The sequence below is a fragment of the Pseudonocardia xinjiangensis genome (assembly GCF_050948425.1).
GTDB classification, from domain to species: Bacteria; Actinomycetota; Actinomycetes; order Mycobacteriales; family Pseudonocardiaceae; genus Pseudonocardia; species Pseudonocardia xinjiangensis.
Map to the genome: position 1 here is coordinate 2,508,365 of NZ_CP192009.1, position 22,590 is coordinate 2,530,954.

The 22,590-nt window shown below is 74.0% G+C and carries 16 protein-coding genes, 1 pseudogene and 1 riboswitch; of the genes and pseudogenes, 11 read left to right on the forward strand and 6 right to left on the reverse strand.

What is annotated here, in order from left to right; all coding sequences use genetic code 11:
* Complete coding sequence (locus tag ACQPZA_RS11960) at positions 1–1,269, forward strand: alpha/beta fold hydrolase (protein WP_433280507.1); 1,269 nt, start codon at positions 1–3, stop codon at positions 1,267–1,269.
* Positions 1,270–1,462: 193 nt separating this feature from the next.
* Here ACQPZA_RS11960 and ACQPZA_RS11965 read toward each other — a convergent pair whose 3' ends face one another.
* Positions 1,463–2,740, reverse strand: coding sequence for a DUF222 domain-containing protein (locus tag ACQPZA_RS11965; protein WP_433280509.1), 1,278 nt, complete (start codon positions 2,738–2,740; stop codon positions 1,463–1,465).
* A gap of 353 nt (positions 2,741–3,093) precedes the next feature.
* Positions 3,094–4,803 carry a PHA/PHB synthase family protein gene (locus tag ACQPZA_RS11970; protein ID WP_433280511.1) on the reverse strand — a complete coding sequence of 570 codons (1,710 nt, stop codon included), beginning with the start codon at positions 4,801–4,803 and terminating at the stop codon, positions 3,094–3,096.
* A gap of 421 nt (positions 4,804–5,224) precedes the next feature.
* Here ACQPZA_RS11970 and ACQPZA_RS11975 point away from each other — a divergent pair, with 421 nt between their 5' ends.
* On the forward strand, positions 5,225–6,940 hold the full coding sequence (locus ACQPZA_RS11975) for a DEAD/DEAH box helicase (RefSeq protein WP_169396435.1): 1,716 nt from the start codon (positions 5,225–5,227) through the stop codon (positions 6,938–6,940).
* Between the two features lie 100 nt (positions 6,941–7,040).
* Here ACQPZA_RS11975 and ACQPZA_RS11980 read toward each other — a convergent pair whose 3' ends face one another.
* Positions 7,041–7,226: a DUF7455 domain-containing protein gene (locus ACQPZA_RS11980; RefSeq protein WP_169396434.1), complete on the reverse strand. Its 186-nt coding sequence runs from the start codon at positions 7,224–7,226 to the stop codon at positions 7,041–7,043.
* Positions 7,227–7,514: 288 nt separating this feature from the next.
* Between ACQPZA_RS11980 and ACQPZA_RS11985 the strand changes: the two genes are divergently transcribed.
* On the forward strand, positions 7,515–8,390 hold the full coding sequence (locus ACQPZA_RS11985) for an EamA family transporter (RefSeq protein ID WP_433280513.1): 876 nt from the start codon (positions 7,515–7,517) through the stop codon (positions 8,388–8,390).
* A gap of 237 nt (positions 8,391–8,627) precedes the next feature.
* Here ACQPZA_RS11985 and ACQPZA_RS11990 read toward each other — a convergent pair whose 3' ends face one another.
* Positions 8,628–9,494 (reverse strand): hypothetical protein, encoded by an 867-nt coding sequence (locus ACQPZA_RS11990; protein ID WP_433280515.1) that lies wholly within the window; start codon positions 9,492–9,494, stop codon positions 8,628–8,630.
* A gap of 247 nt (positions 9,495–9,741) precedes the next feature.
* Positions 9,742–9,862: riboswitch (guanidine-I (ykkC/yxkD leader) on the forward strand.
* Positions 9,863–9,939: 77 nt separating this feature from the next.
* Here ACQPZA_RS11990 and ACQPZA_RS11995 point away from each other — a divergent pair.
* From ACQPZA_RS11995 to ACQPZA_RS12025, 7 genes and pseudogenes are all read left to right on the forward strand, one after another.
* Positions 9,940–11,967: a dipeptide ABC transporter ATP-binding protein gene (locus tag ACQPZA_RS11995; RefSeq protein ID WP_433280517.1), complete on the forward strand. Its 2,028-nt coding sequence runs from the start codon at positions 9,940–9,942 to the stop codon at positions 11,965–11,967.
* 280 nt (positions 11,968–12,247) lie between these two features.
* Positions 12,248–12,847 (forward strand): annotated as a pseudogene (locus ACQPZA_RS12000) (ABC transporter permease); the annotation flags it as partial.
* Positions 12,848–12,860: 13 nt separating this feature from the next.
* Positions 12,861–13,856: an ABC transporter permease gene (locus ACQPZA_RS12005; RefSeq protein ID WP_433280519.1), complete on the forward strand. Its 996-nt coding sequence runs from the start codon at positions 12,861–12,863 to the stop codon at positions 13,854–13,856.
* A gap of 3 nt (positions 13,857–13,859) precedes the next feature.
* Positions 13,860–15,038: an agmatinase gene (gene speB / locus ACQPZA_RS12010; RefSeq protein ID WP_433280521.1), complete on the forward strand. Its 1,179-nt coding sequence runs from the start codon at positions 13,860–13,862 to the stop codon at positions 15,036–15,038.
* On the forward strand, positions 15,023–15,661 hold the full coding sequence (locus tag ACQPZA_RS12015) for a cysteine hydrolase family protein (protein WP_433280522.1): 639 nt from the start codon (positions 15,023–15,025) through the stop codon (positions 15,659–15,661). Before speB ends, ACQPZA_RS12015 begins: the two co-directional genes overlap by 16 nt.
* A complete protein-coding gene (locus tag ACQPZA_RS12020; RefSeq protein WP_433280524.1) occupies positions 15,658–17,238 on the forward strand; it encodes an ABC transporter substrate-binding protein in 1,581 nt (526 codons plus the stop codon). The genes ACQPZA_RS12015 and ACQPZA_RS12020 overlap by 4 nt, the downstream gene beginning before the upstream one ends.
* A gap of 26 nt (positions 17,239–17,264) precedes the next feature.
* Entirely contained in the window at positions 17,265–18,083 is an 819-nt protein-coding gene (locus ACQPZA_RS12025; protein ID WP_433280526.1) for an N-acyl homoserine lactonase family protein, read from the forward strand.
* A 45-nt stretch (positions 18,084–18,128) separates the two neighbouring features.
* Here the strand turns inward: ACQPZA_RS12025 and ACQPZA_RS12030 are convergent, their stop codons facing one another.
* Positions 18,129–19,922 carry a BTAD domain-containing putative transcriptional regulator gene (locus tag ACQPZA_RS12030; RefSeq protein WP_433280528.1) on the reverse strand — a complete coding sequence of 598 codons (1,794 nt, stop codon included), beginning with the start codon at positions 19,920–19,922 and terminating at the stop codon, positions 18,129–18,131.
* A 295-nt stretch (positions 19,923–20,217) separates the two neighbouring features.
* On the opposite strand from ACQPZA_RS12030, the gene ACQPZA_RS12035 reads away from it, so the two are divergent.
* Positions 20,218–21,618, forward strand: coding sequence for an FAD-binding oxidoreductase (locus tag ACQPZA_RS12035; RefSeq protein ID WP_433280530.1), 1,401 nt, complete (start codon positions 20,218–20,220; stop codon positions 21,616–21,618).
* Here ACQPZA_RS12035 and ACQPZA_RS12040 read toward each other — a convergent pair.
* On the reverse strand, positions 21,590–22,585 hold the full coding sequence (locus ACQPZA_RS12040) for a GlxA family transcriptional regulator (RefSeq protein ID WP_433280532.1): 996 nt from the start codon (positions 22,583–22,585) through the stop codon (positions 21,590–21,592). The genes ACQPZA_RS12035 and ACQPZA_RS12040 overlap by 29 nt on opposite strands.
* Positions 22,586–22,590 lie beyond the last annotated feature (5 nt).

A 22,590-nucleotide genomic window follows, 5' to 3' on the forward strand; every position in this document is an offset into this window, starting at 1 on the left:
ATGGGGGACGAACGGGGCAGGCGGCGGCCGGTCGAGCAGCAGGTGCGTGCCGGGGCGGGCGGCTGCGTCCGCCGTCCGGCTGGGAACGGCGAGGTCGACATCGCCTACCTCCGCCCCCGGCCGCGGGAGGGGACACCGATCGTGTTCCTGCCCGGCGGGCCCGGCCTCGCCTCCGCCCTGCCCTACCGGGCGCTGCGGCGCCGAGCCGTGAAGCGCGGCCTCGACGTGATCATGATGGAACACCGGGGGGTCGGGGCCTCCCGCCGCGACATCACCGGCGCCGACCTGGCGATCGAGGCCGTCACCGGCGAGGCGGCGGCCGACGACCTCGCGGCCGTCCTCGACGCGACCGGCGTAGAGCGGGCCGTCGTCTACGGCAGCTCGTACGGCACCTACCTCGCGCAGCTGTTCGCCGTGCGGCACCCCGGACTGGTCGCCGGGATGGTGCTCGACTCCCCGATGCTGTCCGCGGTGGACGACGTCGCAACGGTCCGTGCCTTCCGCCGGGACCTCCTCTGGAAGGGCCCCGGCCGGGCCGCCGCGCTGTTCCGTGAGCTGCTCGACGCGGAGCAGGTCCCGGTCCCCGAAGCGAGCCACGTGGTGCAGGTCGTGTACGAGTTCGCCGGCCCCGAGGTCCTCGAACGGCTGCTCGCCGCCCGGCTGGCGGGACGGGCACTGCGCACCTGGCGGCGCGTCGCCGAGCTGGGGGCCGGGGAGATCGAGGGGCCGGGAACCCGGTTCGTGATGGAGCCCGATCTCGTCGCTGGCATCACCCACGGCGAGCTCGGGTACGGCGAGGCCCCGGACGGCCTCCCGCTCGACCCGCAGGAACTGTTCTCCCACCACGCGGCCGACCGCCCGCCGTTCACGGGCGAGCGCGTCGACCTGCCGGCGGCGTTGCCGCACTTCGCGTGGCCCACAGCGGTCGTGTCGGGCGAGCGTGACCTGCGCACTCCCCGGCCGATCGCCGAGCGGATCGTCGAGCTGGTTCCGGGTGCCGTGCTCGTGCCGCTCCCGGACCTCGGGCACAGCGCCATGGACACCCACCAGCTCGCCGCGCTCAACGTCGCCCACGTCCTGGCCGCGGGTGGGCTGGAACGGCTGCCGGATCTCACGCCGCGGATCGCGGCGCTCCCGCGCAGGGGCGCATCGGGCAAGGTCGGCCCCGTCATCCGGGCGGCACTCGCACTCGAGCTCGCGTTGCCCGGCGGCCGACAGGGCTCTCCGTCGAGCCGGGGCCGAGGCGATCACCATCGACGGGGCGGCTAGGTCTAGTGCCCATGAGCGTTGTTGACGGCGTGTCGGCCTGAAGATGGGGAGACTTCGCGCACGTCGCCGCTAGACCGCGTATCTCGCGATCCACCGGCTACAAGTGGCCGGCGCCGGCCAGGATCGCAGCGCGGGCACAGGTGTCCCCAGCGATCACAGGGGCCCTGCCGGCCGCGCCATCTGCGCGCCCCTCTTATGCGGCGAGGTGCAGGAGTGGTTGTCGGCGGGGTCTTCGCTCCGGGTCGATCCAGGCCGGTGGGATCAGCTCGGGCAACCCGTCGCGGATGCGGACTTCCCAGTCGGAATGGTGCTGCAGGCGATGGCACGCCCGGCAGAGCATCACGCAGTTGTGCAGGGCGGTGTCACCACCGTCCTGCCAAGCTCTGATGTGGTGGACCTCGCACCACGACGGCGGCCGCCCACAGCCGGCGCAGCCACGATCGCGCGCGGCGATCGCGCGGCGCAGCCCGTCGGGAATGGTGCGGGTGACCCGCCCGACATCGAGGGGTTGGCCTTTCCCGTTGAGCACGACGGGGGCGACGGCGGCATCGCAGGCCAGCATCCGCAGTGATTCCGGGGTGAGGGTGCCGCCGAAGTGGAGGCAGGCGGCGCGGGCCCGGTTCTCCAGGTCCTCCAGCCGGACCAACACGGTGAGGTGCGGGCGGCGCCCACCGCACTCGGGCACGTCGCCGTGGTCGAGCACGTACCCGCACACGTCGGCGAGGGCGTCGGCCTGGCGTTGCGCGGTGCTGCGGTGCTGGTCGCCGGTGGCGGGTCGGGCGTGGGCGTCGATCACGGTGGCGATGGCGTCGAACATGGCGGCGTCATCGAACCGGCCCTTCACCGTGCCGCCGGGCTTGCCGCGGTGCCGGAGCAGGTGCAGTTCGTTGACCGGCGCGGGTGGCCGGTCGTCGGGCTCGGGGCCGTCCTCGTCGAGGGCCTCGACGAGCGCGGTGCCCCAGGTCTGCAGCTCCGAGGGGGTGTAGACCGCGGCTTTGTCGGCGAGTTGGGCTTCCGCACCGGCCCACACGTCGGGCGTGAGCCTTTCTGCGGCCGGGGTGGCGAGCACGCGGGCGATCACGGCGACGTGCCGCAGGCCCGTGGCGCCGGCGGCGAACACCGCGGCGGTGGCAGGCAGCTTCGCGGGTAGCGCGGTGCCGTCGATCCCGACCCGTGGGCAGACCTGTTCGGCGGCGACCACCCGGGTGCGGGCCTCGAACCGTTCCCACCCGAGCAGATCCCCCAACGCCGCCGGGGTGGACGTGTAGCCGCGCTCGGCGAACGTGCCCCGCCGCTCCAGCGTGGCCACGACGGCAACGACGAGTCGGTCCAGCCGCCGGCTGGTGCCTTCGCACAAGGTGAGCACGGAGAGCAGCTCGTCGTCGGCGGCGCCGGTCTCGGTGGCGGCGGACAGCGCGTCGATCGCCTCGACCAGGAGGCGATGGGCGGTGGTGAGCGGGCTGTCCGACACCTCTTCATCATACTCGAACACATGTTCGAACTGCTGTTGGTCGTCGCGGGTCAACGCCGTTCAGCGCTCGTGGCGGTGGCGCGCAGGCACGGTGATCCGCCGCTGCGGACGGCAGCGACGGCGGCGCCGGCGGGTGCACTGCCGCGACATCGACCGGTCCCGCCAGACCCGCACCGGCCACGGGTCGGGTTCAGCTCCGTCCACGCCGCCATCGACGACCCCCCCGCCTGGCCCACGCCGAGATCCACCCCGACAGAAAGCCCACCACGGCCACACCGCGCTCGGCGGCCACCCACTCATCAGCCGGGTCAACAACCCCGCTGGGCACTACAGCTAGGCGCTCCGGGCCCGGGTCAGCGCTGCAGCACGTACTCCCCGGGGGCAGGGGCCACCGCGTGCAGACCGCGCCCGCCGAGCTCGGGTGGAGCGTCCCGGACCGGGCCGCTGCGGTCGCCGAGCCACGCCAGGTGGTCCGACCACCAGGAGCCGGGCACAGGCCGCGCCGCGGCGAGCCAGCGTTCGGCCGCGGGCGGCGTCGTCTCCGCGACGCGGAACCCCGCGGCGGGCGTGCCGGGCGGGTCGATCACCGAGGCGGTGGAGCCGTTGGTGGCCAGCACGAACCGGGTGGTGCCCCCGAGCAGCCCGGTGGTGCGGTAGCAGGATCTCCACACCGCCGAGTGGCCACCCAGTGCGGCCACCACGTACGCGTCGCGGTCGACCTTCGACAGGTCGACGGCCGTGCCGAGCATCTCGGCCGCCCCCGGGGTGGCGAGGGCGTTGCCCAGTGCGACGGCCACCAGATCGCGATGCAGACCGGCCGGCACGCGCACGGTGTCGGCGAGCCAGAACAGGTCCTCGGACGCCGGGGGAGCCTCGCCACACAGGTAGCTGTGCACCCAGTACGGCCAGACGAGGTCGTCCGGGTGCGCCCAGGCGTGCGCCTCGACCAGCGCGGCGCCGTCGAGGTGACCCCGGCGCTGCGACGCGGCGACCGCTGCCTGGGCCGCCTGCCGGGCGGCCGGGGACACCGGCGCGTCGACCTCCTCCCGGTCGAGCGCGGCGACCACGAAGGTGACCGACGCCACCCGCTCCTGCGCGCCGATCGCGGCGAGATGCGCCAGCAGCATCGCCGTGACCGTGCCGCCCGATGAGCTGACGGCCATCAGCGACGTGCGGTGGGTACGGGTGATGTGCTCGCACGCGTCCATCGCGTCGAGGACGGCTTGCCCGTACGTGTCGAGATCCCAGGAGGCGTGCTCGGGGCCCGGGTTGCGCCAGGACAGGAGGAACACCTGCTGCCCGCCGCGGACGAGGTGCTCGACGATGCTGCGGCCGGGCGCCAGGTCGGCCAGGTAGTAGCGGGTGGCCATCGGTGGCACCACGAGCAGCGGGAGGTCGCGTACCTCCTCCGTCTGCGGCAGGTACTGGATCAGCTCGAACACGGGCGTGCGGAGCACGACCGCACCCGGCGTCGCGGCGACGTGGGTGCCGACCTCGAACGCGTCGGGCTCGGTGGTGGCCGGCACCCGTGGCGGCGAGCCGAGATCACCGACGAGCCGCGCCGCCCCCCGGACGATGCTCGCCCCGCCCGTGCCGAGCGCCGAGCGCCACGCGAGCGGGTTGAGCGGTGTGTTGCTGGGGGCGAGTGCGTCGGCGAGGGTGCCGACGGCCGAGCGGACGCGCTCGTCGTCGGCGCCGTCGAGCTCGGCGTCCGCGATGAGATCGGACACCGTGGCGCCCGCGGCCAGGTGGGTCTGCACGATCCGGCGCAGCAGGGGGTGGTCCCACGCGGGATCGGCGTACCGCTGGTCCTGCGGAGCGGGGGCCAGCGACGAGCGGCCCAGCCCGATCCGGGCCAGCTCGACTGCGAGGACCGTGCCCCGCCGGGCCACGGTCAGGGGCCGGGAGGCCAGCGACGCCGCCAGCCGCGCCGCCGGCGCGAGCGGGAGCACCCGGCGCAGCGGGCCCCCGGTCGCGCTGCCGGTGAGCAGCAGCTCGAGCCCGAGCGCGGCCTCGGCGGCGTCGAGGCCCGCGCCGCGCCCGCCCGGGTGCCCGCTCGTCATCTGCACTCCTCCGTGGCTCGGCGGTCCTGAACCACTCTGTCCCCTGTCCGTCGGGCGGCTCCGGCGCTCCGCCGTCCGAGTCCGTCGGGCGGCTCCCAGCAGCATGGGCGGGTCGGGGCACCGGGGGCAACTCGGGTGCAGGCGGCCCGCTGCCGCCGGGTCCGGAGGGGGCTCCGGTGCCCTGTGGATCCCGGTCCGCGAGGTTCGTCGGAGGTCATCGCGCACACAGGATGGACCACCCGACACGCCGCTCCCGCGGGTGCGGGGCATAGCGGGCCACACGGCACCGCCCGGTTACCCTGACCATGACCGCCGGCGGCCCAGGACCCGCCGCGATCCCGCCCCCCGGGGCCCGCGCCGACGCGGGGCCCGCGCACGGGCCGGATCCCGAGCACACCATGCGCGACGTTGAGGGAGTTGTGTGTCCCAGGCCCAGCAGATCGCTCCCTCATCGCGTCCGCTCCGGGCCTGGCAGCGCAGCGCACTCGCCCGGTACCTGGCCGCCGCGCCCCGCGACTTCCTCGCGGTCGCGACGCCCGGCGCGGGCAAGACGGCGTTCGCGCTGCGGGTCGCCTCGGAGCTGCTGGCCGACCGGGTGATCGACGCCATCACGGTCGTCACCCCCACCGAGCACCTCAAGCACCAGTGGTCCGGAGCCGCCGCCCAGGTCGGCCTGGCCATCGACCCTGACTTCCGCAACTCGACCGGCGGCACGTCGTCGGACTACACCGGCATCGCCGTCACCTATGCCGGCGTGGCCGCCCACCCGCTGCTGCACCAGGCGCGCACGGAGAACCGCCGCACGCTCGTGATCCTCGACGAGGTGCACCACGCGGGCGACGCCCGCTCGTGGGGCGACGCCGTCAAGGAGGCGTTCGACCCGGCCGTCCGGCGGCTGACGCTCACGGGCACCCCGTTCCGCAGCGACGACAACCCCATCCCGTTCGTCGACTACCTGCCCGACGCCGAGGGCGCCCTGCGCAGCCGGGCCGACCACTCCTACGGCTACGCGGAGGCGCTCGCCGACGGCGTCGTGCGGCCGGTGGTCTTCATGGCCTACTCGGGCCTGTCGAGCTGGCGCACCAGCGCGGGCGAGGAGATCACGGCGCGGCTCGGCGAGCCGATGACCGCCGAACAGACGGCCCGCGCGTGGCGCACCGCGCTGGACCCGGGCGGCGAGTGGATTCCGGCCGTGCTGGCCGCCGCGGACAAGAGGCTCAGCGGGCACCGCGCCGGCGGCATGCCCGACGCCGGTGGCCTGGTGATCGCCTCCGACCAGACCACCGCCCGCGCCTACGCCGCCATCCTCACCGAGGTGACGGGCACCGCTCCCGTCGTGGTGCTGTCCGACGAGCCGGGCGCGTCGGCGCGGATCGCCCGGTTCTCCGAGTCGGAGGACCGCTGGATGGTGGCAGTGCGCATGGTGAGCGAGGGAGTGGACGTGCCGCGGCTCGCGGTCGGCGTCTACGCCACCAGCGCCTCGACACCGCTGTTCTTCGCCCAGGCCGTCGGCCGGTTCGTCCGGTCGCGGCGGCCGGGGGAGACGGCCTCGGTGTTCGTGCCGAGCGTCCCCGTGCTGCTGGGGCTGGCGAGTGAGCTGGAGGCCCAGCGCGACCACGTGCTCGGCAAGCCCCACCGTGCCGACGAGCAGTGGGACGACGAGCTGCTCGCCCAGGCACAGCGGCAGGAGGACGAGCCGGGGGAGGACGAGAAGTCGTTCACCGCGCTGGGGGCGCAGGCCGAGCTGGACCAGCTCATCTACGAAGGCAGGTCGTTCTCCGCCGACGAGGAGGACTATCTCGGGCTGCCCGGGCTGCTCGAGCCCGACCAGGTGCGCACCCTGCTCAGCCAGCGGCAGAAGGAGTGGCTGAGCCGCTCGAAGACCAAGGCGGCCGCCGCGCCGGCTCCCGTGGCACCCGAGCCGCCGGCCGCCCGGCCGCAGCTGTCGGTCCGGGAGCGGCTGGGGGCGCTCCGCAAGGAGCTCAACACGCTGGTGGCGTTGCACCACCACCGCACGAACAAGCCCCACGGCATGATCCACAACGAGCTCCGCACGCTCTGCGGCGGGCCGCCCACCGCGATGGCCAGCATCGAACAGCTCGAGGAGCGGATCGCCACCCTGCGATCCTGGCGCTGACGAGCCCTGAGAGGGCCGGACATGACAGCGGGGCGGAGACCGATGGTCTCCGCCCCGCGATGGGTCCGGTTGGGGTAGGGGCCGGCTGTGCCGGCCCCGGTCAACTGCCCGACTGCACGTCGATCTCCATTTCGCGGAGCTTGTCTGCGTGAGCCCGTGCGTGGTGACCGCAGAACAGCAACTCGCCGCCCGACGGCAACACGGCACGAACCTTCGCGGCCGCTCCGCACCTGTCACAGCGGTCAGCGGCGGTCAACTCGGGCCGGGTCAGGGTTCCTGGCTGCATAGCGGTCTCCCTCCGTCTCGGCGCCGGATAGCTCCGGCACCGCTTGCTGCGACGACCGCTTGCGCGGTGCGTCCACACTCTCAGACGTACAGAACCCTGCACGTGTTCCCAGATCGGGCCGCAACAACCGTCACGTGACCGAGTGTGGTCGGTGGACTGGTCCTTGCGGTGGTGATCCCGGTGACAATCGCAGATTCAGTTGACTTGGAGTGAATGATGCGACGCCCGCCGTGACACCGCAAGACGGCTTGTGTTAACAGTCTCGGCGGGGTGACTACGCTCTGCAACATGACGGCCAGGGTGCGGGACCGGGTTCCGGCCCCTGTCCTGTTCGTCGCGGGCTCCACCTCGATGTATGTCGGTGCAGCCCTCGCTGTCGAGCTCTTCGCCCGATTGTCGCCGTCAGCAGTGGCGGTGTTACGCATGGTGGGCGCCGCCGCTGTGCTCCTCGCCTGGCGCCGTCCCGCCCGCAGTGCGTGGCGGGGGCCCCGGTTCGGGCAGGCCGTGGCATTCGGGCTGGCCACGGCCCTGATGAATGTCGCCTTCTACGAGGCCATCGCCCGGATCCCGCTCGGCACGGCGGTGGCGGTGGAGTTCTGCGGGCCGGTGGTGGTGGCTGCGGTGGCATCCCGCAGGCCGCGTGACGTCTGCGCGGTGGTGCTGGCCGCGGTCGGTGTGCTGCTCATCGTGGATGTGCGCTGGTCAGGCAGTCGGACGGGGATGTTGTGGGCGCTCGCGGCCGCGGCGCTGTGGGCGGTCTACATCCTGCTCGGGAAGCGGCTGGCGACGGCGGGCAACGGTCTGGACGATCTTGCGGTGGGGTTCGTGGTGGCCTCGGTGGTGCTGTCGCCGCTCCTGGTCGCCGGCGGTCCGGCGGCGGCGGCCGCGCTGGCCGACCCCGCGGTTCTGGCGCTCGGGCTCGGGCTGGGGGTGCTGTCCAGCGCGGTTCCGTACGTTCTGGACCAGATCGTGTTGCGGAAGGTCGGCCGGGCTCGTTTCGCGATCTTGCTGGCACTGCTCCCTGTCACTGCCACAGTGGTCGGGCTGATCGCGTTACGGCAGGTCCCGGGCGTGCTGGAGGCCGTGGGAACGGCCGCGGTGATCGTTGCGGTCGCCCTCCGGACCCGGGAAGGGGATGAACCGGAGGCGTCGGCACCACCCTAAAGCCGGTCACGGAGAGTGAATCGACGAACGGTCACACAGGGTGAGTGATTTGTACCTAATGGTGTGTTCGGCCGCCGAATGGATGATTCGGTTGCGACACGCCCGAGGATCGTCTGCGGCCCGTGGCGGGCCTCCGGGAGGCGCCGGTGGAGCGGGTCCCCCGTTACCCGATCGTCACTACCGGCGGCCGGGAGGCACGCGTGCGAGGTGGCGCCCCGGGACCGGGTCGACCCCGGCTCAGGACAGTGGTCCGCCGGTGACGGGATCGAAGCGGCCGTTCGGCAGGTCGGGAAGCCCGAGCTGGTCCCGCTCGGCCGGAGAGAGGAAGTCGGTCTCCCCGCCGTGCTTCGGCTTCGTGATCCAGTTCGCGAAGACGTCGATGTAGTCGGCGACGGCCCGCTCTGCGGAGGAGCCGTGCGGGAACTTCTGCCCTCTCACGTTCGCGGTGAACTCCACGCCGAGCCAGTGGTCGGCGTGCCGCTCGTAGAACTCGGCGTGCCGCCGTGCCTGGGTCAGCGCGATCTTCAGCGGACGCTCGACGTGCACGTGGTACTGCGCGTTGGCCTGCAGCGTCATCGGCGTGAGGTTCGCGCTCACCCCCGGGCCGCCGAGGTTGGAGTTCAGCAGGTGCCCCTTGATGAAGCGCGTCCCGGCCCGGCCGGTCAGCGCGTCGGCCGCGGCCGAGCCTGCGGCGTTCAGGTCGTTGACGGCCCTGTTCTCGCGGGGCCCGGGAGCGGAGCCGTACACGCCGGGAGTGTCGATCCCGGGACCGAGCTCCACCAGCACGCTGCTCGCGCCGCGATAGGGGTCGGCGGTGCCGAAGAGGACGCTCCAGATCCGCTGCTGCTCCACCGCATGGGCCCGGACGCGGGCGTGTTCGGGCCGCAGCGTGGGGACGCGCTGCACCGCGGTGCCCTGCTGCGTCGTCGCGCCGCCCGTGAGCAGGTCGGCCACCGCGCGGTTCCCCACCGCGCGCTGCAGCATCAGGATCGCGTCCGGCCCTCGGACCGGCGCCGAGGGAGCGGCCCGGGGTGGGCCGGAGCGCCGGGCGCGGGCCGGCTCCAGGTGCTCGGCCCGTTCCGGCGGCCGGTTGTTCGCCCGCATCTCGCTCCCAGGCCCCTCACCGGTTGTCTCCAGGACATCGTCGGCCACCACGGACCGCCGGTGTACGACCGCACGGACAGCCGTGGGGGCAGCGCCCTTGCCCGGCCGGCCGGATGCGCGGCCACCCGGTGATCGCTCACGGCATTCGCCCGGTCCCGGCCACCGCGCCCGGGGAGTTCACAGGAACGGAACACCCGGGTAGGCGCGGATTCACTCACCGGCGGTGAACTGGCATCGACCCACAGAGATGGGGCGCGCCTAGGGTTCCGCTTCCGGTCCGCACCGGGAGGCCTGGTCCGAGAGGTGCAGGCGGCGCCGTCGGCTCGTCCGGCGGGACCGCTCCACGGCGGGACAAAAACCCGGGAGACAGTCGCTGTCGGCCGTCCGCGGCCGGCGCCGGGCTCACGAGGAGAGCGATGTCCCCCCACACCGTCCCGGGCTGTCGATGACCGCGGTGCCGGTCCTCGCCCCCGAACCGGGGGCCGCGGGCGGACCGGTCGCCGAGATCATGAACCTGCACGTGGGCTTCACCCGCAACGGACGCGACATCGAGGCCGTCCGCGGGGTCGACCTCGAGATCCGGGCCGGTGAGGTGCTGGGACTCGTGGGGGAGTCGGGTTCGGGCAAGAGCGTGCTCAGCCTCGCCCTGCTCGGGCTGCTGCCCGACACCTCGAGGCCGCGGACGAGCGGCGCCGTCCGCGTGGCGGGCACCGACATGCTCACGGCGAGCCCGCAGGTGCGCCGGCAGGTTCGCCGAGACGCCCTCGGTGCGGTCTTCCAGGACCCGATGACCTCCCTGAACCCCACCATGAAGATCGGCAGGCAGGTCGCCGAGGCGGCCGGCTCTGGTGCCGAGGCGCTGCGCCTGCTGCGGGCCGTCGGCATCCCCGAGCCGGAGCGGCGGCTCGACAGCTTCCCCCACCAGCTGTCCGGCGGGCTGCGGCAGCGGGTCATGATCGCGATGGCCGTGGCGGGCGACCCCGCGCTCGTCGTGGCCGACGAACCGACCACCGCGCTCGACGTCACCGTGCAGGCGCAGGTGCTCGCGCTGTTGCGGCGGCTACGCGACGACGTCGGGTGCAGCGTCCTGCTCATCACCCACGACCTCGGCGTGGCCGCTCAGATCGCCGACCGCGTCGCCGTGATGTACGCGGGCCGGATCGCCGAGGTCGGGCCGACCGGCACCGTCCTGCGGGCGCCGATGCACCCCTACACCGCGGGCCTGATGCGTTCCCGGCTCTCCCTCAGCACCGAACGCGGCCGCCCGGTGGAGACCCTCGAGGGCGGCCCACCCGACCCGTCGGCGCCGCTGCCCGGCTGCGCCTACGCACCGCGCTGCCCGCTGGTGATGGACGAGTGCGCCGCGGTCCTGCCCGGCCCCGAGCCCGTCACCGGCCGGCCCGGGCACCTGCGGGCCTGCCTCGCCGACACCTCACGTGTCATCGCTCTCGCCGACCCGCGGCGCCCCGATGATCCGTTCCTGGCCCAGGTCGCGCCGGGACGTCCCGCGCCGGGCGTCCCGGCCGCCCGGGTCAGCGGCGTGGAGAAGACCTTCCGGATCCGGGCGGGCCGGGGCCGCCGGGCGCGGCTCGCCGCGCTGCGCCGGGTCACCCTGGACGTGCACGCGGGCGAGTGCGTGGCGATCGTGGGGGAGAGCGGCTCGGGCAAGTCGACGCTGCTGCGGGTGCTCGCCGGCCTGGAGACCCACGAGCGCGGGGACATGGTGCTCGGTGGGAGCGCGCGGCCCCAGATGGTCTTCCAGGACGCCGGGGCCTCGCTCACGCCATGGCTCACCGTCGGCGCGCTGCTCGACGAGCGCCTGCGCACGGAGCGGCTGCCCGGAGGGGGCCGGCTGCAGAAGGCCGAGCGGCGCAGGCGGGCCGCCGCGGCGCTGGAACGGGTGGGCCTGCCCGCCGAGGCCCACACCGCCAGGGCGGGCGAGCTCTCCGGAGGGCAGCGCCAGCGGGTGGCGCTGGCCCGCGCCGTCGTGGTCCCGCCGGACGTGCTGCTGTGCGACGAACCGACGAGCGCGCTCGACGTCAGCCTCGCCGCCACGGTGCTCAACCTCGTGCAGTCGCTGCGCCACGAGCTGGGGATGGCGGTCGTGTTCGTCACGCACGACCTGTCGGTCGCGCGGGTCGTCGCCGACCGGATCGCGGTGATGTACCTCGGCCGGATCGTCGAGCTGGGCGACGCCGAGGAGCTCATCCGGGTGCCCAAGCACCCCTACACCAAGGCGCTGCTCGCCGCCGTCCCCGACTTCGGCGTGGCCCCGCCCCAGCTCGGGGGCGAGCCCGCGAGCCCGCTGTCGCCACCCACCGGCTGTGCCTTCCACCCCCGCTGCCCGCTCGCCGTCCCGGACTGTGCCGACCCCCAGCTCGACGTCTCGCCGGAGCGACTGCGCCACGGGGCCGAGCTGCTCGCCGACGGCGCCGAGCGCCGCGTGGCCTGCATCCGACCGAAGGAGCTCTAGCGTGGCCGTCGCCGAGGCCTTCACCCCCACCCCCACTCCGGCCACCGCGGGCCGCAGCCGCTGGGGCCGCACCGCTCGGTCCCCGCACCCCCGGCTCGACGTGCTGTCCGCCGGGCTGCTCGGGCTCGTGACACTGGTGGCGCTGGCCGCCCCGGTGCTCGCCCCGCACGGCCCGCTCGACCCGGCGGGCATGCCCACCTCGCCACCGGGCACCAGCGGTTTCCTGCTCGGCACCGACAGCGTCGGGCGCGACATCCTCAGCCGGGTCCTCTACGGGCTGCGCTCCAGCTGGCTGGCCGCGCTGGTGGTGGTGGCGGTCGGAGCGGCCTTCGGCGGTCTCGTCGGGCTGGTCGCGGGCGCCCGCGGCGGCTGGGTGGACAACCTGCTGATGCGGGTCACCGACGGCTTCCTCGCCCTGCCCGCCCCCGTGCTGGCCATCGCGGTGGTCGCGGCCCTGGGCCCGAGCCTGTTCCACACGCTGGTGGCGGTGTCCATCGTGTGGTGGCCGTTCTACGCCCGGATCGTGCGGGGGGAGGTTCGCACCCTCGCGGCGAGACCCCACGTCGAAGCCGCCCGGCTGGCCGGCGCGGGCCCGGTGCGGGTGGCCGTCCGGCACCTGCTGCCCGGTGCCGTGCCCGCGGTGGTGGTCACCGCGAGCCTCGACATCGGGGCACTCGTGCTCACCCTGGCGGGGCTCTCGTTCCTCGGGCTGGGCCAGTCCGCTCCCGCCCCCGAGCTCGGCGCCGACGCCGCCCGCAACCTGAGCTACCTGTTGCAGGACCCGTGGATCCCGGTCGTCCCGGGTCTGACGGTCGCGCTGCTGTCCCTGGTGGCCAACGTCGCGGGCGACGGCGTCCGCAACCTCATGGCCGCTCGGTGAGAGGGGGACCGTCGTGCTGCTCCTGATCGCCAAGCGCCTCGCAGCGGCCGTCGTGATCCTGCTGGCGCTCACCGCGGTGCTGTTCCTGCTGCAGCACATCTCCCCGGCCGACCCCGTGAAGACCATGCTCGGGCCGGGGGCGTCGCAGGAGCTCGTCACCCAGACCCGCCGTCAGCTCGGCCTCGACGACCCCGTCTCCGTGCAGTACGTGCACTACGTCGGGCACCTGCTGCACGGCGACCTCGGCACGTCCTACCGCACCCGGCGGCCCGTCGGCACCGACCTCGCGGCGTTCTTCCCGGCGACGCTCGAGCTCACCCTGTTCGGGCTGGTGCTGGCACTGGTGCTCGCCGTCGTGCTCGCGGTGGCCACCACCCTCGACTGGCCGGGGGCGGGCGTGTTCCGGCTCGTGCTGCTGGTCGGAGCGGCGATGCCGGCGTTCCTGCTGGCCATCGGCGGCATCATCGTCTTCTACCAGCAGCTCGGGTGGCTGCCCGCCACCGGACGCACGGACATACTGAACGCGCCGACCGGCCCCACCGGCCTGCTCACGGTCGACGCGATCCTGCACGCCCGGCCGGACGTGTTCGTCGACGCGCTGCGGCACCTGATCCTGCCCGGCCTCGCCATCGCGATCGGGCCGGCCGTCTCCATCGGCCGGGTGCTGCGCTCGAGCCTGGTCACCACCCAGCGCACCGACTACACCCGTACCGCCAGGGCCAAGGGGCTGACCGAGGTGCAGGTGATGCGCCGCCACGTGCTGCGCAACTCGGTGGGCCCTGCGCTGTCGATGACGGGCCTGCAGGTGGGCCTGATGTTCGCGGGGGTGCTCGTGGTCGAGCTGATCTTCGCCTGGCCCGGGCTGGGGCAGTACACCGCCCAGAGCATCCCGGTCGGCGACTACCCCGCGATCGCCGGCGTGATGTTGCTGCTGGGCGCCGCGTACGTCGTCATCAACACCGTGGTGGACCTGCTGCAGGCCGCCGCCGACCCCAGGATCGAGGCCTGACCGGTGACCACACCCCCCTCGGCGGCGGACGGCCCCGGAGCCGTCTCCGGCGAGCCGTTCCCGCACTTCGCCCTGCCCGAGCGCGTTCCCGGCCCGATGCACGTCAACCGGCCAGCAGGCGAGCGCGGGCTGGCCGGCATCCAGACGTTCATGAAGCTGCCGGTGTGCCTCACCCCCGAGGACCTGCGCGCCGGGGAGATCGACGTCGCGGTCTGCGGGGTGCCGTGGGACGGCACCGTCACCGGCCGCTCGGGCACCCACCTCGGGCCCGCGGCCATCCGGTCGGTCGACTACCTCGGCGGCTACGGGTCCTCGCTCCCGCACCTGGACGTGCGGGTCGACCCGCTCGAGCACTTGCGCGCCTGCGACTACGGCGACGCCGAGGTGCTCGTCGGCAACACGCTCGGCACGTTCGACCTCGTCCGCGAGTTCATCGCCGGGATCGTCGCGGCGGGGGCCACCCCGCTGATCCTCGGCGGCGACCACGCCATCACCTGGCCCACCGCCACCGCGGTGGCCGACGCGTACGGCCACGGGAACGTCGGCATCATCCACTTCGACGCCCACGCCGACACCGCGCCCGACTCGCCCGGCTCGCTGGCGAGCCACGGCACCCCGATGCGCAGGCTCATCGAGAGCGGTGCGGTGCCCGGACGCAACTTCGTGCAGGTGGGCCTGCGCGGCTACTGGCCCGACCGGCCGATCCTCGACTGGATGGAGGAGCACGAGCTCCGCGTCCACTTCATGGCCGAGATCCGCCGCGACGGGTTCGACGCGGTGCTCGAGCGGGCCCTCGACGAGGCACTCGACAGCGCCGACCATCTCTACGTCTCCCTCGACGTCGACGTCTGCGATCCCGCGTACGCCCCCGGCACCGGCACCCCGGAGCCGGGCGGGCTGACCAGCGGTGACGTGTTGCGCGCCGTCCGCAGGCTGGCCGCCGAGGTCGGGATCGTCGGCATGGACGTGGTCGAGGTCAGCCCGCCGTACGACGGCACGGCCGGCATCACGGCACTGCTCGCCCAGCGCGCGATCCGCGAGGCGATGACCGGCATGGCCATGCGCCGGATCGGGCTCACCTCGCCCGACTACGTCGACCCGCGATCGGCGGGGACCGGCACCGCCCGCACCTACCGCACCGACCCTCCGAGCTCCGAGGACATCGCATGCGACAGCCCATGATCGTCGGTAAGGCCGCACTGATCGTCGTCGACATCCAGCAGAGCGGCGCGATGCCGGCGGCCGAGGTGGGCATCGCCCACATGGAGGGGATCGAGGAACGGGTGGAGCGGGCCGAACGGCTCGTCGCCGCGGCCCGGGCCGCCGGCCTGCCCATCGTGTTCTTCCAGGAGGTCCACCGCCCGAGCGGCGTCGACTTCGGCCGGGAGCTCGACGGGGCCGAGGGCCGCCACTGCGTCGCGGGCGCACCGGGCACCGACCTCTGGCCGACGCTGCGGCCCGACCCGGCCGCGGACGACCGCGAGTTCCACATCGTGAAGCGGCGGTACTCCGGCTTCATCGGCACCGAGTTCGAGATCGTGCTGCGCGGCCTCGGTGTGCAGACCCTCGTGCTGATCGGTGGCCTCACCGACGTCTGCGTGCACTACACGTTCGCCGACGCCCACCAGCGCGACTTCCACGTGCGCGTGGTCGAGGACTGTGTCGGGGGCTCGTCGCTCGCGCGCCACGAGGCCTCCCTCGACGCCATGGAGTACCTGCAGTCCGGGGCGCGCCGCACCACGGACGAGATCGTGGCGGCCTTCGCCGGTACGGCGGCCCGCGCGCTGGCCGGGGCGCAGGCGTGAGGCCGTCGGCCGCGAGGCTGCTGCGCCGCCTCGCCGTCCCGGCCGTCCTCGTGATGGCTCTGGCCGCGTGCGGCGGCACGGCCCAGCCCGCCGTCACGAGCACGGCCCCCACCGACGGCGTGCTGCGGCTGTCGTTCCTGCAGGACCCGGGCCAGCCACCGGACCCGGACATCTACTACGCGGGCCAGGGGCTCATCCTGACGCAGAACCTCTACGAGGGGCTGCTGCAGTACAAGACGGGCGTCGACACGCCCCAGCTCGCCCCCGCCCTCGCCACGGCGTGGCAGGCGTCCCCCGACAAGAAGACGTTCACCCTCACCCTGCGCGCGGGCGTGACGTTCCACGACGGCACCCCGTTCACCTCGGCCGCGGTGAAGCCGTCGTTCGACCGGCGCCTCGCGGTCAACCAGGGACCGGCGTACATGGTCCAGGACGTGGCGTCGGTGGCGACCCCCAGCCCGACCGAGGTGGTCATCACCCTCAAGGAGCCCAACTCGGCGTTCCTGGACTACCTCGCCTCGCCCTACGGCCCGAAGATGATGAACCCGACGATCCTGCGCGACCACGCCGGCCCGGACCATGCGCAGACCTACCTGCAGACCCACGACGCCGGCACCGGGGCGTACACCCTCACGAAGGCCGAGGTGGGCCAGGGCTACGAGATGAAGGCCTATCCCGGCTGGTGGGGCCCCAAGCCGTTCTTCTCGACGGTGGAGCTGCCGGTGATCTCCGACCTGTCGACGCAGCAACTGCTGCTCAACAACGGCCAGCTCCACGGGATCCTGCACGACCTCAACGCGCCGGCCGTGAAGGACTACCTCGGCAACCATGCCGTGTCGAGCTACTCGCTGCCCTCGTTCACCACCGAGCAGGTCTACATCAACCCGAACACCGGTCTGTTCACCGACCAGGCTGCCCGCAAGGCCTTCCAGCAGGCGCTGGACGTCGAGCAGCTGCGCAACCAGGTGTTCGCCGGACGCAGCGACCCCGCCACCGGCAACTACCCGGAGGGTCTGCTGCCCGCGGGCATCGACCACCAGGACATCAAGCCCGACACCGCACCGCTGCAGCAGATCGTGTCCGCTGCGTCGCCCGAGGACAGGAAGATCGTGCTGGGCTACGACACCAGCCAGCCCGACGACCAGCAGCTCGCGAACCTCGTGGGGGCGAAGCTGCAGGGCCTCGGCCTCACCCCCGTCGTGCAGGGCTACCCGACGTCACAGGTGTTCGGCTGGGTCGGCAACCAGCAGGGCGCGCCCAACGTCCTCTTCACGAGCTTCTGGCCCGACGCGGCGCACCCCTACACGGCCGCACACATCCTGTACGGGACCGACGGGGGCCTGAACTACCTCGGCTGCTCGGATCCGGCCATCACGGCGGCACTGCCCGGCGCCCTGCAGTCGGGCGACCCGGCCGCGTTCGCGAAGATCGGGGAGATGGCCAGCGCCACCGGCTGCTGGACCAACGTCGCCTACCGCAAGGACTTCATGGTCACCCAGACCTGGCTCAAGGGGGTGGAGCAGGCCCATGACATCGCGGCGCCCATGAGCCTGCGGATCGCCGACCTGTCGGCCTGACCTGCGGGACGAGAGGAGAGACACCCATGTCACGAACGGGAATCCGCGAGATCGTCCTGCTCACCCTCGGCTGGGAGGACCTGCCCCGAGCGGTGTCGATCGAGGGGGCGCCGTCACAGGAGCGGATGCGCGAGCCCGTCCCCGGGATCCTGCTGCACGCCGACGGCGGCTGGCTGCTGCTCGACACCGGCTTCAACACCGCGCTCCTGCACGACGCCGCGCTGCGCAGGCGCTTCCACGGCCGCCCCACCTACCGGGCGATCCTCCCGGGGCCGGGGGAGCCGCTGGAGGAGGCGCTCGCCCACGCCGGCATCGAGATCTCGGAGGTGCGCGCGGTCGGGCTCAGCCACCTGCACGTCGACCACGCGGGTGGTCTGCGGCACTTCACCGGGGTGCCCGTGCACTGCCAGCGGCGCGAGCTCGAGTTCGGGCTCACCGCGGAGGCCGAGCGGCACGCGATGTGCCGGGTCGACTACGACGACCCGGCCCACGACTGGCACCTGGCCGACGGTGACGTGGAGATCGCTCCGGGCGTCACCGCGGTGCTGACCGCCGGGCACACCCCGGGCCATCAGAGCTTCGTCGTGGACCTGGACGAGAGCGTCGGGGGCGGCGGTTTCGTCTTCGCGTTCGACGCCGCCGACCTCACCGAGAACATCGAGCAAGAGGTCTCGATCGGCGGGCGCGTCGACGCGACACCGGAGGAGTGCATCGAGCAGGTCCGCAGGCTGAAGGCCATCGCGGCCGAACGTGGCTACCCGCTGGTCCCCGGCCACGACCCGGTCGTCTGGCCCGCCCTCACCAGCGAGCTGTCCGCGCGGTTCGGCCGGACCCCGGCCCGGTGAGCGCGACCGGGCCGCTCAGACCGTGGCCGCTCAGACCGTGGCCGCTCAGAGCGCGGCCACGGTCGCGGCCCGCACGGCGTGGCGCCGGGCCTGGGCCCGGGCGATCCTGAGGAACCGGTAGCGCCCGCCGCCGACCGCCTCCAGGACGTGCACCCCGACCAGCCCTTCCAGCAGCCGGCGGGCCTCCCCGTCCCCCACCCCGAGCAGGGGGGCCGCCGCGGGGACGTCCAGCAGCTCGCGGTCGCACAGCGCGACCCGGTCGCAGGCCGCGGCGAGCTCGGGGGCGAGCCTGCTCATCGCCCACGTGAACCGCAGCTGCGCGGCCCGGCAGTCCTCGTCGAGCACGACCGGGGACGCGAAGTCGTCGCGGATCTGCTGGTGCACCTCGCGCACGGTCTCCCGCGGCCGCGCCAGCAGCCGGGCGGCCGCGACCCGCACGGCGAGAGGCTGCGCGGAGCACTCCGCGACGATCCGGTGCGCGGCCGCGGGCTCGGCGCGCACGCGCTCGTGCCCCGCGAGCCGCCCCAGGAGCGTCAGCGCGTCCCCGGTGCCGAGCGGGCCCACCGCCACGGAGCGCAGCCCCGGCAGATCCATCATGCGCCGCCAGCTCGTGAGGATCACCGCGGAGGACGGCGCCGCGGGCAGCAGCGGCAGCACCTGCTCGCTGCTGTCGGCGTCGTCGAGGACCACCAGGATCCGGCGCTCGGTGAGCAGCGTGCGCCACAGCGCGCTGCGCTCGCACGTCGTGGCCGGCAGCCGGTCGCGGCTGATCCCGAACGCCGCGAGGAACCCCCCGAGGATCTCTCCCGGGTCGACGGGCGGCTGTCCCGGCAGGCTCAGCCTCGCGAACAGCTGACCGTCGGGGAAGTGCCGGCGGACGGCCTGCGCGACGTGGGTGGCGAGCGCGGTCTTCCCCATGCCGGTGAAGCCGGTGATGCCGACGAGTGCGGGGCCGTCCGGACACAGCAGGCGCTCGGTGATCCACGTGATCTCGCCGGACCTGCCCACGAAGTCCGCCGAGTCGGCGGGCAGCTGGGCGGGTGTCGGCGCGTACACCGGGCCCGCGGCACGTGCGGCAGCGGTGGTGGCCGGGGCGTCGTCGGCGAGGATCCGGGCGTGCAGCTCGCGCAGGCCGGTGCCCGGCTCGAGGCCGAGCTCGTCCTGCAGCAGCCGCCGGACGTCCCGGTAGGCCTCCAGCGCCTCGGCCCGTCGCCCCGAGCGGTGCAGCGCGAGGATCAGCAGCTCCCACAGCCGTTCGCGCAGCGGATGCCGCGACACCAGCGCCGACAGCTCGGACGCCGCCTCGACGTGACAGCCCAGCTCGATGGACACGGCGAGCTCGTCCACCACCGCGGCCGAGCGCATCTGCTCCAGCCGCACGCGATGGGCGTCGAAACCCGGGCCGACGGCACCGCTGAGCGGCGCGCCCTGCCACAGCGCCAGACCGGCACGCAAGCCTGCTGCGGCGGCCGACAGGTCACCGCCCCGCCAGGCCGCCCGCGCCGCATGGAGGTGGTGCCGGAAGAGACCGACGTCGACGGCGAGCGGGTCCACCGGCAGCGTGTAGCCGCCTCCCGCCGACGTGATGGGCCCGAGACTGCCGCCGCCCAGAATCCTGCGCAGCCGGTAGGCGTAGGTGCGGACGGTGCCCGCGGCGCCCCTCGGGACGTCCGTGCCCCACAGCTCGTGCGCGACCTCCTCGACCGGCACCGGCCGTCCCTCCCGCAGGAGCAGCACCGCGAGCATGGCCCGCTGCTGGCGCGACCCGAGGTCGAGCTCCACACCGTCCCGCCACGCCCGCACCTGACCGAGCAGCGCGAATCTCAGTGCTGGGTCCACCCGATGTGTCCTCCCGCTCACGTGATCGGACCGTCCGGCTGACGTCACGCGCCACCGACCGGCCTCTCCGGGCACTACGCGCCGGGTGGTGGCCCCCGTTCACCGCGGGCCGATCCGGTCGGTCGAGGGGAGCTCCGCGCCGACGACGTCGCTGGTGGGGACCGCGGATGGGCGGCCGGCTGTGCCAATCATCACGACTCCGCCGCCGACGGCCGACCCGTCGACGCGGTGTCGACGCGAGGTCGATGCGAGCGTGCTCACCTGGAGACGCCCACCCCGGTGAGAGGGGAGACCCATGGATACCGCACCGGCCGTCCGGCAGGAGACTCCCTCGGGGGACGCGGTCACCGCGCTGGAGAGCGCGGTCGACGGCCCGGTTCTGCTGCCCGGGACCGACGCGTTCGCCGCCGAGTGCGCGGGGTTCAACCTGCTGGTGGTCCACCGTCCCGCGGTGGTCGTCGGCGCGACCGGCCCGCAGGACGTGCAGGCGGCCGTCCGGTTCGCGGTGCAGCACGGGCTGCCCGTCGCCGTGGTGTGCACGGGGCACCAGCCGTTCGAGCCGGTGCAGGGCGCGGTGCTCATCACCACGAGCCGGATGGACGCCGTGGAGATCGACGTCCCCGCCCGCACGGCGCGGACCGGGGCGGGCGCGGTCTGGCAGCAGGTGGTCGATGCGGCGGCTCCGGCCGGACTCGCACCCCTGAACGGCTCGTCCGCCAAGGTCGGCGTCACGGGGTACGTCCTCGGCGGTGGGCTCAGCCCGACGCTGGGACGCACCTACGGATGGGCCGCCGACCACGTGCGGGCGATCGAGATCGTGACGGCCGACGGGGAGCTGCGCCGGGTCACCGCGACCGCCGAGCCGGAGCTGTTCTGGGCCGTGCGGGGGGCCAAGGGCAACTTCGGGGTCGTGACCGCGATGGAGATCGACCTGTTCCCGGTCAGCACCTACTTCGGCGGCGGCCTGTTCTACGCGGGCGAGCACACCGAGGCGGTCCTGCGCGCGTACCGGGAGTGGATCACGACGGCGCCGGACGAGCTCAGCTCCTCGGTGGCGCTCCTGCGGCTCCCGCCGTCACCCGAGGTCCCCGCGCCGCTGCGCGGCCGGCTGGCCGTCCACGTCCGCGTGTGCTTCCTCGGGCCGGCCGTCGAGGGCGAACGGCTGGTGGCGCCGCTGCGCGCCCTGGCACCCACGATCATCGACACCGTCATGCCGACGCCCTACCGCGCCTTCGCCTCGGTGCACCAGGATCCGGTCGACCCGGTGCCCCTCCGGATGCGCAACGCGCTGCTCACCGGGCTCACCGACGAGGTCGTCGACGCGCTCGTGGCGTTCGGCGGCCCCGGCTCCGGGTGCGGGCTCACGGTGCTGGAGGTGCGTCACCTCGGTGCTGCGCTGGCGCGCCCCGCTGCGGTGCCCAGCGCTGTCGACGCCCGGGACGCCGGCGTGAGCGTGTGGGGCGCCGCCATCGGGCCCGCCGAGGCCACCGCGCCCGCGATCGCGCAGCTGGACCGACTCATCACCCGCCTCCGGCCGTGGAGCACCGGACGCAGGTACCTCAACTTCATGAGCGGAGCGGACGGCGCCGAGTGCGCCTACACCGCGCAGACCTACCAGCGGCTGCGAACCGTCAAGCGCGCCTACGACCCCGGGAACGTCTTCCGGCTCAACAACCACAACATCCCGCCCGCCTGACCGGTGCGGCCGGGTGCCGCCCCGCGGCGGAGCCGGGCCGGGGCTGACTGCGCCGCAGGGCCCGTCGCAGCGTCTCCTCGCTGCCCAGACCGCTGCGCCGGGCCGCGGCGGCGATGCTCTCGCCGGCGAGGATGAGCGCCGTGGCGGCCTCCAGCCGCACCGAGCTGACGTACTCCGCCGGCGTGGCGCCGACCTCCTCCTTGAAGAGGCGGCTCAGGTGCCGGACGCTCAGCCCGACGTGCCGGGCGAGGGCGGGCAGGCTGTGGTCGGCGCCCGGGTCGGCGGCCACGTGGTCGCACAGGTCACGGAACAGGCCGCGGCGCGGCCGGGCGGTGCGGGCCGGCACCGACAGCTGGGGCTGAGCGCCGCGACGGCGCATGAACACCACCATGTCCTGGCCGATCCGGTGGGCCAGCTCGTCGCCCTCGTCCTCCTCGACCAGCGCGAGTGCGAGGTCGATCCCGGCGATCACCCCTGCCGAGGTGAGGACCCGGCCGTCGCGGACGTAGATCGCCTCGTGGTCCACGGCGACGGTGGGAAAGCGGCGCGCGAGCTCGGCCGTGTGCCGCCAGTGGGTGGTGGCGCGCAACCCGTCCAGCAGCCCGAGGCTGCCGAGCGCGAACGACCCGGCGCAGACCGACGTCACCCGCCGCGCACCCGGGGCGAGCAGCCGGACCGCGTCGAGGAGCTCCGGCGGGGCCCCGCTCTCCACCAGCACCTCCCCGCCCGGCACGACCAGGGTGTCGACGACACCCACCGCTCCGGCCGGTCGGGTGACGCCCAGGCGCAGGCCGCTGGAGGTGGTGACGTCCGCGCCGTCCGGCGAGCACACCACCACGTCGTAGGGCGCCCCCATCGACCGGGCCACGTCGAACACCTCGAGCGGTCCGGTGACGTCGAGCAGCCGCACACCGTCGAAGACCAGCACGGCGATCGCCCGCCGCTGTCCGGGTGGGGTGCGGGGCACGACGT